Source organism: Nonomuraea sp. NPDC026600 (genome assembly GCF_040638335.1).
Classification (GTDB): Bacteria; Actinomycetota; Actinomycetes; order Streptosporangiales; family Streptosporangiaceae; genus Nonomuraea.
In genome coordinates this window covers 13,638-27,053 of sequence record NZ_JBEZYD010000051.1, presented here as the reverse complement: position 1 = coordinate 27,053, position 13,416 = coordinate 13,638, and the positions used below count along the sequence as shown (strand labels likewise).

Here is a 13,416-nt window from a genome sequence, read left to right as displayed (position 1 = left end):
TCGAGATATTACTCTCCGCGATCGTTACATTACCGTTAGTTGGCCAATTGAATGGTGGCGATCTCCCAAGGGCGCAGCGCAAGGCGGACGGTTCCGGATGAGACAGGCAGCGGGTCGCCTGGGCGGCCGCGGAGGTCGGCATGGCGAGCCTGGGTGAACGAGCCGGAGATGACCGCGTTCGCGGAGCTTTCCGACAAAGCCACGACGCGCAGTTCGTGCCAGCCGTCGCGGACCCTGAGCGAGGTCATGACCACGCCGTCGCCCGTCACCGACAGGCCGGAGGCCGCCGGGGGCAGGGTGAGTGACGGGTCGCCGGTGCCGGGGACGGCGAGGAGGTCGTGCCGGAACGTCTCGGCCGCCGGCGGCACCGCCTCCCACGAGCCGCTGTACGGCATGAGCGCCAGGCTGACCGTGCGCAGGCCGCGTGACTGGGCGGCCGGGGTCGGCAGTTGGGGGCCCGCCGGCTCGGGGCGCATGGCGTGCAGGTTGCGTGAGAGGTAGCCGACCGAGCGCAGCAGTGTGAGAGCGAGCTCCGCGCCATCGTCGGCCAGCTCGTACTCGGTGACGTGCTCCAGCAGCGCCGCGACCCCGCCGGCGGCCACCCACCCGGAGGCCGGGAACGTGGGCAACGGCACCTCGCCGCAGCCCGCCTCCGAGGTCAGACCGCGTGTGACGACCGCGAACTGGCCCTCCGCGTACGAGGCCGCCGCCTGCGCGGGCAGCGGTACGTGCAGGCGTACCCGGTGGTCGGAGCACCGGTTGTCGAACGAGACGTGCAGTCTGACGTACGGCTCGCCGGCCCGCAGTTCGACCCGCGTGTCGACGACGATCTCCTCGGTCGTCTCGGTCCTGGCGGCGGCCGGGATCTCCGGGGTGCCCTCGATGCCCTGGCCCGCGGCGGGCCAGCGGTAGGTGCGGCGGACGTCGAAGGCGGCCAGCAGCGGGCCCGAGTAGACCGGCGTCAGCTCGACCGACTCCGGGTCCGACACGATCCGGTCGTCGGCCGGGGGCGCGTAGTTGTAGGTGTCGCCCACGTCGCCGCCGTCCACGATGCGGCCCGCGCCCGTGATGACGGTCCCGTCGGCGCCGGTCAGCGTCAACGTCCCGTCCGCCGCCACCTCGACACGCAGCAGCCCGTTGTCGAGCGCCCGCTCCTCGGCCCGCACCCCGGCGACCGGCACACTCACAGCTGAGGAGCCACCGGACGCCGCCGAGGCGCCGTGCGACGCCGGGGAACTGTCCGACGCCGGCGAGCCGTGCACAGCCGAGGAGTCGTGCACGGTCGAGGAGTCGTGCACGGTCGAGGAGTCGTGCGACGCCGACGAGCCGTACGGTGCCGGGCGGACGCTCGTGTGTCCCAAGGGCGGCGTCTCGACGAGCGCGGCCACCGTACGGCGGGCCTCGGCGACGATCCGCACCCGGGTCACCCCGTCCAGCGCCCCGCGTACCTGCGCCACGTTGAAGGCCACCGCGGACTCCCGCGCCACCGTGAACGTCAGCGTGCCGTCCTCCACCGACCAGCCGGTGATGTGCTGACCGTACAGCTCCGTGCCGTGGATGAAGGTCAGCGCGGTGGCCGGGTCCATCTCGGCATCCAGCAACAGCGTGGGCGCGTACTCCAGAGTCTGCGCGGGCACCGGCGCACCGGTCGGGTCCACCAGCGGGTCCCGGCCCGCCACGTCCAGCAGCACGACGCCGCGCCGGGTGGCGGGCGTCGGGTTGACGACGAGCACCCCGTCCGACGGTACGGCGGCGGACAGCCTGGCCGTCACCATGTCGCGTACGGCCTGCCCGAGCTGCTCGGCCTCGGCGATGCGCGCGGCGACCTGCTGGGCCGTGTCGTCGACGCCGCAGCCGGTCACCGAGTCGTGCCCGCTGGCGTCCACCAGCCGCCACCACGCCATGTCGAGGAACCGGCCGGGCCAGTCGCCGCCCCACAGCGTGGCCAGCGGCTCGGCGTAGCGCTCGACCATCCGCTCGGCCCGCCCCATGGCCTGCTTGACGTGGGCGCGCACGGAGATGACGCCGGGCAGGATGTTCGCGCGGGCGTGTGAGCGCAGCTCGCCGGAGACCCGGGGCAGCCCCTCCACAGAACCCGAATAAGCACCGATATATCCGGTCAAGGTGTCCATGCGGGCGCCGATGTCGGCCACCATGCCGGGCAACCCGCGTACGGGAGCCGAATGGTCGGTCCCGTACATCGCCAGCAGCGCCCCCTCGGGCCCGTGCCATTCCCGCATCCGCTGGATGAACTCGGCGGCCCGCTCCGGCAGCCGCGCGGGATCCTCGAAGAGGTGCGCCCCGTTGCCGTATCCACCGGCAGGCAGGTACTGCGTCCGCAGAGCCGTGCCGTCAGGCGCGACCCAGGCGAAGGCGTCGGTCACCACGGACGACGGCACCCCGCGATAGACGCAGGCGTGCAGCAGCCCGGCCCGCCGCAGGATCTGCGGCATCTGAGCCGTGTGCCCGAACATGTCGGGCAGATATCCCACCGCCATGGCCCCGCCGAGCTTGTCGGCCCGGCTCATGCCGAGTTCGAGGTTGCGCACGATGTTCTCGCCCGAGCACAGGAACTCGTCGAGCAGGATCTGCCACGGCCCGACCGCCAGCCGCCCGGACTCCACCAGGGCGGCGACGCGGTCGCGGTTCTCCGGCCGGACCTCCAGGTAGTCGTCGACGCAGGCCAGTTGACCGTCGAGGGTGAAGTGGTAGCCGGGCTCGCGCTCCATCGTGTCGAGCACCTCGTCGAGCAGCGCCACCAGCCGCAGCCGGAACCGCTGGAAGGGCTCGTACCACTCCCGGTCCCAGTGCGTGTGCGGGACGACGACGATTTCGGCGGTCACGCGGCTTCCCCTCCGATCGGCAGGTCATGCTGTACGGCGAAGCAGGCGGCGATGCTCTGGGCCGTGACGATGTCCGCCAGCCCACCGGCCGCGGCGGTGAGCGGCGGCTTGCCCTCGTTGACGTAGGCGTGGAAGGCGGCCAGTTGCACCTCGAACGCCTCGGTCACGTCCCGCCATTCGGCCCGGCTCTCTCCCCCGGAGACCCCCGAGACCACGGTCAGCGTCGTGGGCGCGTTCAGCAGGTAGGGAGCGGGGAAGACCAGCTCCAGCGAGCCCCTGTCGTGGTGGATGGCCACGGTCTCCCGGTAGGCCGGGTAGTCCTCCAGGTAGTGCCACCGGATCGAGAACCGCCCGCTGACGGGCAGCGTCCCGGAGACCTCGATGGACCCCGGTCCCGGCCCCCACGTCTCAACTGCCGAAATATCGACAGGCGACCCGGTAAAGCGCCTCAAGAGCGACAAATCGTGGCATATCGAGCCGAGGGCCACCCCATAAAGGGCCCGGACGGAGTCGGGAGCCGAGTCCCCGAGCGCCCGGGAGACCAGCGCGTCATCCGCCGCGCGCAGCGAGGCCAGCAGTTCGGGGTCCACGTCACGGGCCGCCGTCAGGTTCGCGAAGGCCAGTTGGGACCCGGCGCTCGGGTGCAGCACGGTCACCTCGACCGACCGGATCACGGCCGGACCGCCCAGCTCGGCCAGCAGCTCCTCGGCCCGGCGCACCGCCGGGTCGTACTGCTTCATGTAGCCGACCATCAGCCGCCCTTCGGGCAGCGCCTCGACCTCGGCCCTGGTCAGCGCGAGCGGCTTCTCGCAGAGCACGGCGTAGCCCGCGGCCAGCGCCTGGCGTACCGGCTCGCCATGGGAGCCGGAGGCGAGGATGACCACGGCGTCGAACCCGCCCTCGGCCAGCATGCCCTCCACGGCCGTGAAGCGCTTCGGCGCCCCCAGCCGGTCGCCGACGGCGTCGGCGGCGGTCCGTGACAGGTCGCAGACGGCGGTCACCTCGAACAGGTCACGGCGCCTCGACAGCAGCGGTACGTACACCGCCTGCGTGACGGCACCGCACCCGACAAGCGCGATCTTCAAAGCCCGATCCTCCAGCGTGGGGTCAGCCTGGGAGTCACAGTCCCAGTTCTCTCAGCTTCTCGCGATTGGCCGCCTGATCGGCGATGTTCCGCTCAACCGACCGGCGGCCCGGCAGGGTGTCCTGCTCGACGATGACCCAGCCCTGGTAGCCGATCTCGTCGAGCACGCGGACCACACCCGGCAGGTCCAGCTCGCCCTCGCCCAGCGGGGCGAACCCGCCGCGGCCCATGAGCTCGCGCAGGTCCACGCCGTCGGCGAGGGCCTGGCCGAGTATCGCGGTGTCGCCGTCCTTGATGTGGACATGGCCGACCCGGGCCGACCAGTCGCGTAGCGCGGTCACCGGGTCGCCGCCGGCCAGCAGCAGGTGGCCGGTGTCGAGGCAGAGCTGCACGTCGGTCAGCTCCAGCAGCCGTTCGACGTCCTCGGGCGTCTCGATGTACGTGCCGAGGTGGTGGTGGAAGGCGGGCTCGAAGCCGCGTTCCCGGCAGCGGTCGGCCGCGATCTGCACCCGCGAGGCGTAGCCGGGCCAGTCGGCGGCGGCCAGCCCCGGAGCGTTCCCGCCCGGCCTGGCGAACCTGGCCGGGGAGCCCGAGCAACCGAGTGTGGGCCGCGGCGCCAGGTGCTCGGGCGCGGCCGGAGCGGCGGCGAACACGTCGAGCGTCGCCTCCAGCGCCACCAGCCCCTTCTCGAACTCCGCGGGGTCGCTGTAGCGCAGGTCGGCCCAGCCGCCGGCGAGCAGCAGCCCGTCGAGCCGCTTCACCAGATCCGCGCCGGTGCCGAGATAGCCGATGGGTCCCAGGTCGATGCCCGCGTAGCCGGCGTCGGCGAGCGCGCGGACCATCCGGTCGGCGGTCAGCGGCGGCGGCGCGTCGGCCAGTTCGAACACGCCGAAACTCACGGGGGCGTTGGCGACTTGTATTACTCGCATAGCGCGATTACCTCGTTCTCGTACGTTTCCAGGCGATGCCTTCCCTCTCCCACAGGGACCAGTACCCGCTCACCGCGGATGACCTGGCGATCGCCGCCGGGGCGCACCAGGACGAGGCCGTCGGCGTCGAGCGCGAGCAGTTCGTCGCCCAGTCTGAGCAGCAGCGGCTCGCCGGGGCCCGCGGAGATCGCGGTACGTCCCGCGGCGACGGCATCGAAGATCGTGCTGGTGTCCTCGGCCAGGACCCAGGTGGTGGGCGCGCCCGGCAGGCCGTCGTCGCCGACACGGTGGAAGTCGCTGGCGCCGATCGCGACCAGGTCGGGGTGCCAGGCGTCGGCCCAGGCCAGGGGCGCGCCCCAGCGCCGGTCCCACCAGCCGGAGTGCCAGACCTCGGCGATCCGCGGCCGTTCGGTCACCGGCTGGAGCCAGGCGCAGTCGCCGCCGAGCGGGTGGTTGATCGAGATCAGCCCGCCCTCGCGCGCGGCGTGCCGGACCCAGGAGTCGGCGGGCTGCCGGAAGTCCACCCAGCCGACGTCGCCGAACACGTTGGCGTGCCCCCGGTCGGTGGTGACCTCTTGGCCGGGCAGCAGCGCGATGCCGCGGTCGTTCCCGAGCCAGGGGTGGTGGCTGACGGTGTTGTGGTCGGTGACGACCAGGAAGTCGAGGCCGCGGCCCTTGGCCAGCTCGGCCAGCTCGGGGATGGTCAGCACGCCGTCGCTGTGGACGGTGTGGGCGTGGAAGTCGCCGGCGAACCAGCGCAGCCCGTCGACGCCGGGCAGGTCGCGGCGCGGCGGCCGTTCCCCGTGCGGCGGCTCCTCGGCCACCGGCCGAGGCGGCACGGCAGGCTCGGTGCGGATCTCCAGCGTGAAGTCGAGGCCCTGCGGCGGCACCCGGTGCAGCCGCAGCCACACCTGCCACGTCCCCGCCGGCAGTTCGCCGGGCAGGTAGCCGGGCGTGGCCCAGTCGGTGGTGATCGTGTACTCGTCGCGCGCACCGCCCGACCAGCCGCGGAACCCGTCCGGCGAGCCGCACCCGAGGTCGAGCACCCCGAGCGACCGGTCGAAGCTCAGCCGCACGGTCAGCGCGCCGGTGCCGCCGGGCACCTCGAAGGGCACCTCGCGCAGGATCCGTTCCAGCCGGTCGTCCAGGCTCCAGTGGCCGTGGATCAGGGTCATGCCGACACCAGCTCGCCGTCGCGGTAGACCAGGGCCCGGTCGCGGCGGGGCGTCGCGAAGCCGTCGACGCCCAGCTCGGGCTCGTCGCCCTCGGGCACGACCGCCTGGACGAGCACGTCGCCGACCTCCAGTGTCACCAGGTGGGACGCGCCCAGGTTCTCCACGATGGCCACCTTTCCGCCCAGCGAGCCCTCGGCGGGCTCGGCCGAGTAGGTGTTGTACTCGGGCCGCACGCCGTACACGATCCGCTCGCCGTCGGCCAGTAAGCCCTCGGCCGAGACAGGGACCGGCACCTTGCACCCGGCCACCTCCAGCGTGTCACCGCGGACGGTCCCGTCGAGCAGGTTCATCGGCGTCGAGCCGATGAAAGCGGCGACGAAGGTGTTGGCGGGCCGCTGGAACACCTCGGCCGGCGTGCCGATCTGGCGGATGTGCCCGGCCTCCATGACGGCCATCCGGTCGGCCATGGCCAGGGCCTCGGCCTGGTCGTGGGTGACGAAGACGGTGGTGACGCCGAGCTCGCGCTGCAGCTTCTTCAGGAACGTACGGGCCTCCAGCCGGAGCCGGGCGTCGAGGTTCGACAGCGGCTCGTCGAACAGGAACGCCCGCGCCTGCGTCGCCATGACGCGGGCCAGCGCGACCCGCTGCTGCTGGCCGCCGGACAACTGGCCGGGGCGGCGGTCCATGAGCTGGTCCAGGCCCAGCCGGGTGCCGACCTCCAGGGCCTTCTGCTGCCGGGCGGCCTTGCCGACCTTCTTGATGCGCAGGGGGTAGGCGATGTTGTCGTTGACGTCCATGTGCGGGAACAGCGCGTAGTCCTGGAAGACCATCGCGATGTCCCGGCCGCCCGGCTGGACGCCGGTGACGTCGCGGTCGCCGATGACGACGGCGCCGCCGGTGGCGGTCTCCAGCCCGGCGATCGTGCGCAGCAGCGTGGTCTTGCCGCAGCCGGACGGGCCGAGCAGGGCGAAGAACTCACCGTCGGGGATGGCCAGGTCGAGCGAGTCGAGCGCTTTGACCCCCCCGGGATAGACCTTGGTCAGTCCTCGCAGTTCGATTGCGGCCATCAGCGCTTGATCCCTCCGTGGAAGCGGAAGCCGTACTTCTTGCTGACGAACAGGTACATGAGCACCACAGGGACCGAATAGAGCAGGCCGAACGTGGACAGCAGGGTGAGGTTGGCCTGGCCGCCCTCGGTGTACAGCGTGTACATGATGACTGCCGCAGGCTGCTTCTCGACATCGCTCAGCAGCAAGTACGGCATCAGGAAGTTGCCCCACACGTTGGCCACGGCCCACACCGCGATCGTCGCCAGCCCCGGCCGTACCAGGGGGACGACCACGTGGCGGACGATCTGCAGCGGCGAGGCCCCGAAGACGCGCGCCGACTCCTCGTACGACTTCGGCGTCGAGTCCATGAAGTCCTTGAGCATGAAGATCGCCGCGGGCAGCAGGCCGCCGCTCAGGATGAGGATCAGCCCGAACTGCGAGTCGATCAGGTTCAGCTCGACGGCCAACTGGAACAGCGGCACCATCGCGGCCGTACCGGTGATGATCGAGGACAGCAGCAGCAGCGCGTAGAGCAGCGCGTCGCGCCCCGGCAGCCGCACCCGGCTCAGCGCGTACGCGGCCAGCGCCGCGAAGAGCACCACGAGCAGGGCGGTGCCGACCGCCAGCACCAGCGAGTTCAGCAGCGACGGGAGCGCGTACGGGTGCTCCAGGATCGCCGTGAAGTTGTCCAGCGTGAAGTCGGGCACCCGGACCTCGTAGGTGGGGTCCGAGGTGAACGGCGCGGCGGCCAGCCACAGCAAGGGGATGGTGAAGAAGGCCAGCAGCACCGCGATCAGCGTGTAGAAGCCGATCCGGCCCAGCACGAACCGCGTCATTTCTTACTCCTGAGCAGGCGCAGGTAGAACACCGCCACGACCAGGTTGATCAGCAGGATCACCGTGGAGACGGCGGCGCCGTAGCCCAGCTCCTGGCCCAGCAGCGCGACCTTGTAGACGTGGACGGCCAGCACCTCGGTCTGACCGTCGGGCCCGCCCGCGGTGAGCATGAACGGGGTGAAGTCGTTGAACGTCCACAGGCTGATCAGCAGGAGGTTCGTCAGGATGTGTCCCCTGATGTGGGGGAACACCACGTCACGCAACTGCTGCCAGCCGGAGGCCCCGGCCAGGCGGGCGCTCTCCAGGTGCGAGGGCGGCACGTTCCCGAGCGCGGCGCCGTACAGCATCATCGAGAACGCGGCGCCGCGCCAGGTGTTGAAGACGACGATCGACAGCATCGGGTGGTCGAGCAGCGGCGCGAAGCCCGGCAGGTGGAGCAGCGCCTGGAGCGTGCCCCCGTCGCGGTCCAGCAGCGCCACCCACAGGAACGAGACCACGGCGCTGGGCAGGATCCAGGCCAGGATGACCAGGCCCTCGACGGCCCGCTTGAGCGGTCCGGTGCGATCGCGCATCAGCCAGGCGATCGTGAACCCGAGCACGACCTGGCCGATGACGGCCGAGCCGAGCACGAACTGGACGGTCAGCCAGGTGGAGTTCCAGAACGCGGGGTCGGAGACCGCCTTGACGAAGTTGTCGAAGCCGACGAGCTTGGGCTCGGCGGCGGCGGTGCCGGTCAGGCGGTAGTTGGTGAGGCCGAGATAGAGGACCCAGAGCGCGGGGAAGACCAGGAAAACCGCGATCAGCGCCAGCGCGGGCGCCACGAAGGCGCCCGCTCTCAGCCTGCCCAGGCCCGCCGCGTCCGAGCTGTAGCGGCGGGCCGGCGCCTCGTCGATGACCTCAGGAGCCTCAGGAGGCGATGTTGCCTGCGCCACCGACGATTCCTTCGAGTTTCTTCTGGTAGTCGGCGGCTGCCTGGTCGGGTGCCGTGCCCCCGACGACGGCGGCCGTGGCCTCCTGGAGCGCGGCCGACACCTGCGGGTAGACGGCGACCGGCGGCCGGTAGGCCGTCAGCGGCAGCACCTTCTCCGAGATGAACGTCAGCAGCGGCTCCCCGGCGAGGATCTCCTTGTTGACGTCGGTACGCGGGGTGATGCGCACGTTGCCGTTCTTGGTCTCCTCTTTCAGCGCATCCGGCGAGAGCGTGAAGGCCAGCAGGTCGAAGGCCTCCTTCGGATGCTTGCTGTTGGGGTTGACGGTACGCAGCGCGCCGCCCGACATGCTGACGAAGTCCTGGCCGCGCAGGCCCTTGCCCGGCTCCATGGCCGGGATCATGGCGTAGCCCACGGTCTGGTCGCGGTCGGCCATCTTGGCCACGCCGGTTGTGGGGTTGACGACGCCGCGCCAGAAGTAGTCGCCCTCCATCAGAATGCCGATCTTGCCGCCGGCGAACTGCTGGAAGGACTTGTCGCGGCCCTTGGCCTCCTGCTGGAGCTTGGGATCGCCGAGGCCGCTACCGCCGTAGATCTTCTGGTAGAGGCCGAGCGCGTCCTTGAGCGGCTGAGAGGCCCCGGTCCACTTGCCGTCCTTCTGGACCTCACCGCCCGCGCCCGCCAGCAGCGGGAGCACACCCTGCATCGAGGTGGCCTCGCCCATCGCGGTGCCCGCGTTGATCTGGATCGGCACCGGGACGCCCGACGACTTCAGCTTGGTGCCGGCGTCGAGGATCTCCTGCCAGCTCTTCGGCTGCCAGTCGGCCGGCAGGCCCGCCTTCTGGAAGAGCGTCTTGTTGAAGTAGAGCACCCGGCCGTCCGTGCCGACGGGCAGCGCGTACTTCTTGCCGTTGAACGTGGCCAGCCCCTGAACCGACTCGGGGATCTGCTGCCAGCCGTCCCAGCCGTCGGCGCTCGCCCCGACGACGTCGGACAGCGGCTTGATGTAGCCCGCCTCGGCGAACTCGCCGGCCCAGATGCCGTCGATGTCGATCACGTCCGCGCCCTTGCCCGACTTCAGGTCGAGGGAGAGCTTGGTCTTGTACTGCTCGTCGTCGACACCGCTGGGGACGAACTTGACCTTGACGTCCTTCCCCTTCGCCTTCTCGGCCGCCTCGAACTTGGGGACGACCCAGTTGGCGAGGAAGTCGGCCGCCGCCGCGTTCTTGCCGCCCGCGATGGCGTTCTGCGCGATGGTTAACTCGATCGTGCCACCGCTGTCACCGCCGGACGACTGGCCGCACGCGGCGAGCCCCAGCGTGGACACGGCGAAGACCGCGACCACGCCTACCGACCGATTCCGCAATCCCATACAAACCCTCCGACACGTCCTAAAGACACGAAGACGGCCAATATGTCATGACATCCAGATGACGTAAAGGTCTGCCGATATTTCGCCCATATGTCCGCATGCTGCATCTTTATTACGAGGAGGTCTCGGTGACGGTCCGCCGTTAAGTGATCCGCCCATAGGAGATTCGGCCGGGGCACAATCTCTGACATAGCGGACATCCGAATGTCATGACAATATGCCTTAGTAGGCAATAAGGCTCCGTCCACACCTGGCTGAAGATCCCCGTGGTCGCCGAGATGGAACGCGTCATGGCCGCCACCACGCTGCCCGCGCTGCTGCTCGGCGGCGACCCGCCCGACATCGACGCGGCCTACGCCGGCTGGGACCGCGCGCTGCGCCTGCCGGGCGTGCGCGGGCTCGTCATCGGCCGCGCGCTGCTCTACCCTCCGGACGACGACGTCGCCGCCGCCATGGACGGCGCGGCCGCCCTGGTTCGAGAGGTGCGCTCATGACATACCTTCCGTACGGGAAGTCCGCCAACGGGCCGTGGTCGGTGGAGATCACGCCCTCCTTGGCCGGCTGGACCTACTCGGGGCTGCGCGTGGCCCACCTCGGCGACGACCCGGTCTCCTTCTCCACCGGCGAGGAGGAGATGCTGGTCCTGCCGCTGTCGGGCTCGTGCACGGTGACGTGCGGTACCGAGCGGTTCGAGCTGACGGGCCGCGCGTCGGTGTTCGCCGGCCCCTCCGATTTCGCCTATATCCCGATTTCTACTGATGTGACGGTGGAGGGGTCGGGCCAGATCGCGTTCCCGTCCGCTCGGGCGACCCGGCGGCTGGCTCCCCGGTACGTCCCGGCCTCGGCGGTGCCGGTCGAGATCCGCGGCGCGGGCCAGGCCAGCCGCCAGGTGAACAACTTCTGCGCCCCCGGCGTCTTCGAGTGCGACAAGCTCGTGGCCGTGGAGGTGCTCACGCCGGGCGGCAACTGGTCGTCCTATCCCCCGCACAAGCACGACACCTTGCATGAGGGCGAGGCCGTGCTCGAGGAGATCTACTACTTCGAGGTGGCCGGCGACGGTCTGGGCTACCAGCGCGTCTACGGCTCCGAGCGGGGCCAGATCGACACGCTGGCCGAGGTCTCGTCCGGTGACGTGGTGCTGGTGCCGTACGGCTACCACGGCCCGTCGATGGCCGCGCCCGGCTACGACCTGTACTACCTGAACGTCCTGGCCGGTCCCGCCGACGAGCGGTCGATGGCGTTCTGCGACGACCCCCGGCACGCCTGGATCCGCTCCTCCTGGGAAGGCCAGGACATCGACCCGAGACTGCCGTTCGGGAGGACCTCATGACCCGCTTGACCGTGGCGCAGGCCGTGGTGCGTTTCCTGGCCCGGCAGTGGAGCGAGCGCGACGGCGTCGAGCACCGGCTGTTCGGCGGCTGCTCCGGCATCTTCGGCCACGGCAACGTCGCCGGGCTCGGCCAGGCGCTGGCCACCTCGACCGAGGACCTGCCCTACCGCCTGAGCCGCAACGAGCAGGCGATGGTGCACACGGCCGCCGCCTACGCGCGGGCCAGCAACCGGCTGTCCACCCTGGCCTGCACCACCTCGATCGGGCCCGGCGCGACCAACATGATCACCGGCGCGGCGGGCGCGACGATCAACCGCCTGCCCGTGCTGCTGCTGCCCGGCGACGTGTTCTCCACCCGGGTCGCCAATCCGGTGCTCCAGGAGCTCGAAGACCCCCGCTCCTACGACATCTCGGTCAACGACTGCTTCAAGCCGGTGTCGCGCTTCTGGGACCGGATCAACCGGCCCGAACAGCTCCCATCGGCGCTGCTGGCCGCCACGCGGGTGCTCACCGACCCGGCCGACACGGGCGCGGTGACGCTGGCGCTGCCCCAGGACGTCCAGGCCGAGGCGTACGACTGGCCGGACGAGCTGTTCGAGCGCCGCCTCTGGCACGTGCCGCGACCGCGCCCCGAGCGGTCGGCCCTGGCGCGGGCGGCCGAGCTGATCAAGTCTGCGAGCCGGCCGCTGATCATCGCCGGTGGCGGGGTGATCTACAGCGAGGCCACGGCCGAGCTGCGGGCCTTCGCCGAGACATGCGGCATCCCGGTCGCCGAGACCCAGGCGGGCAAGGGCGCGCTGCCGTACGGGCATCCGCTGGCGATGGGCGCGGTCGGCGTGACCGGCACCACCGCGGCCAACGCGCTGGCCCGCGAGGCCGACCTGATCATCGGCGTCGGCACCCGCTACAGCGACTTCACCACGGCCTCCCGCTCGCTCTTCGCGGCCGGGACGCGGTTCGTCAACCTGAACATCACCGGCTTCGACGCGGCCAAGCTCTCGGGGCTCCAGGTGGTGGCCGACGCCCGCGAGAGCCTGACCGAGCTGGCCGGGGCCTGCGCGGGCTGGAGCACCACGGAGTCGTACCGCTCGCGCGCCGCCGAGCTGTCGGCCGCCTGGGACGCGGTGGTGGACGAGGCGTACGCGCTGGACGGCCGGCCGATGCCGCAGTCGGCCGTGATCGGCGCGGTCAACGCCGCGGCCGGCGACGACGGCGTGGTGGTCTGCGCGGCCGGCTCGATGCCCGGCGACCTGCACAAGCTCTGGCGGCCGAGCGGTCCCGGCAGCTATCACGTGGAGTACGGCTACTCCTGCATGGGCTACGAGATCGCCGGCGGGCTGGGCGTCAAGATGGCCGTCCCCGACCGCGAGGTCTTCGTCATGGTGGGCGACGGCTCCTACCTGATGATGGCCCAGGAGCTGGTCACGGCCGTCGCTGAGGGCGTCAAGCTGATCGTGGTGCTGGTGGACAACTCCGGCTTCGCCTCGATCGGCCGCCTCTCCGAGAGCGTCGGCGCCGGACGGCTCGGCACCTCCTACGCCTACCGGGGCTCCGGCCGCTACGACGGCGCCGGCCTGCCGGTGGACCTCGCCACGAACGCGGCCAGCCTCGGCGCCACGGTGCTGCGGCCGGACACGCTGACCGACTTCCGCAAGGCGCTGGAGGCGGCCCGCGCGGCCGAGGAGACGACCGTCGTCCACGTCCGTGCCGACCCCCTGCTGGACAGCCCGTCGTCGGAGGCGTGGTGGGACGTCCCGGTCGCCGAGGTCTCCACCGCGCCGGAAGGCCGGTCGCTCCGCACGTCGTACGAGTCCGAGAAGAGCGCCCAGAAGCCGCACATCACGCCCGGCTGACCAGTTGGGCGGAGAT

General features: G+C 71.0%; 11 protein-coding genes. 3 read left to right on the top strand and 8 right to left on the bottom strand.

What is annotated here, in order from left to right; all coding sequences use genetic code 11:
- Nucleotides 1-35 precede the first annotated feature (35 nt).
- Genes AB0F17_RS58910 through AB0F17_RS58875 form a run of 8 tightly spaced genes read right to left on the bottom strand, consistent with a single transcriptional unit; the run spans nucleotide 36 to nucleotide 10,217 of the window.
- A complete protein-coding gene (locus AB0F17_RS58910) occupies nucleotides 36-2,843 on the bottom strand; it encodes an alpha-mannosidase (protein ID WP_358043838.1) in 2,808 nt (935 codons plus the stop codon).
- Nucleotides 2,840-3,928, bottom strand: a complete 1,089-nt coding sequence (locus AB0F17_RS58905) for a Gfo/Idh/MocA family oxidoreductase (RefSeq protein WP_358043835.1) — start codon at nucleotides 3,926-3,928, stop codon at nucleotides 2,840-2,842. The genes AB0F17_RS58910 and AB0F17_RS58905 overlap by 4 nt, the downstream gene beginning before the upstream one ends.
- A gap of 34 nt (nucleotides 3,929-3,962) precedes the next feature.
- Nucleotides 3,963-4,856, bottom strand: a complete 894-nt coding sequence (locus tag AB0F17_RS58900; protein ID WP_358043832.1) for a TIM barrel protein — start codon at nucleotides 4,854-4,856, stop codon at nucleotides 3,963-3,965.
- Nucleotides 4,847-6,031, bottom strand: a complete 1,185-nt coding sequence (locus AB0F17_RS58895) for a CehA/McbA family metallohydrolase (RefSeq protein ID WP_358043829.1) — start codon at nucleotides 6,029-6,031, stop codon at nucleotides 4,847-4,849. Before AB0F17_RS58895 ends, AB0F17_RS58900 begins: the two co-directional genes overlap by 10 nt.
- Nucleotides 6,028-7,098 (bottom strand): ABC transporter ATP-binding protein, encoded by a 1,071-nt coding sequence (locus AB0F17_RS58890; protein ID WP_358043826.1) that lies wholly within the window; start codon nucleotides 7,096-7,098, stop codon nucleotides 6,028-6,030. The genes AB0F17_RS58895 and AB0F17_RS58890 overlap by 4 nt, the downstream gene beginning before the upstream one ends.
- Nucleotides 7,098-7,916 (bottom strand): carbohydrate ABC transporter permease, encoded by an 819-nt coding sequence (locus AB0F17_RS58885; RefSeq protein ID WP_358043823.1) that lies wholly within the window; start codon nucleotides 7,914-7,916, stop codon nucleotides 7,098-7,100. The genes AB0F17_RS58890 and AB0F17_RS58885 overlap by 1 nt, the downstream gene beginning before the upstream one ends.
- Nucleotides 7,913-8,848: a sugar ABC transporter permease gene (locus AB0F17_RS58880; protein ID WP_358043821.1), complete on the bottom strand. Its 936-nt coding sequence runs from the start codon at nucleotides 8,846-8,848 to the stop codon at nucleotides 7,913-7,915. The genes AB0F17_RS58885 and AB0F17_RS58880 overlap by 4 nt, the downstream gene beginning before the upstream one ends.
- Nucleotides 8,823-10,217, bottom strand: a complete 1,395-nt coding sequence (locus tag AB0F17_RS58875) for an extracellular solute-binding protein (protein WP_358043818.1) — start codon at nucleotides 10,215-10,217, stop codon at nucleotides 8,823-8,825. Before AB0F17_RS58875 ends, AB0F17_RS58880 begins: the two co-directional genes overlap by 26 nt.
- A gap of 266 nt (nucleotides 10,218-10,483) precedes the next feature.
- Between AB0F17_RS58875 and AB0F17_RS58870 the strand changes: the two genes are divergently transcribed.
- The 3 genes from AB0F17_RS58870 to iolD are packed head-to-tail and all read left to right on the top strand — an operon-like array spanning nucleotide 10,484 to nucleotide 13,400.
- On the top strand, nucleotides 10,484-10,711 hold the full coding sequence (locus AB0F17_RS58870; protein WP_358043815.1) for a hypothetical protein: 228 nt from the start codon (nucleotides 10,484-10,486) through the stop codon (nucleotides 10,709-10,711).
- Nucleotides 10,708-11,547, top strand: coding sequence for a 5-deoxy-glucuronate isomerase (gene iolB, locus AB0F17_RS58865; protein ID WP_358043812.1), 840 nt, complete (start codon nucleotides 10,708-10,710; stop codon nucleotides 11,545-11,547). Before AB0F17_RS58870 ends, iolB begins: the two co-directional genes overlap by 4 nt.
- Entirely contained in the window at nucleotides 11,544-13,400 is a 1,857-nt protein-coding gene (iolD, locus tag AB0F17_RS58860) for a 3D-(3,5/4)-trihydroxycyclohexane-1,2-dione acylhydrolase (decyclizing) (RefSeq protein WP_358043809.1), read from the top strand. Before iolB ends, iolD begins: the two co-directional genes overlap by 4 nt.
- Nucleotides 13,401-13,416: the final 16 nt, after the last annotated feature.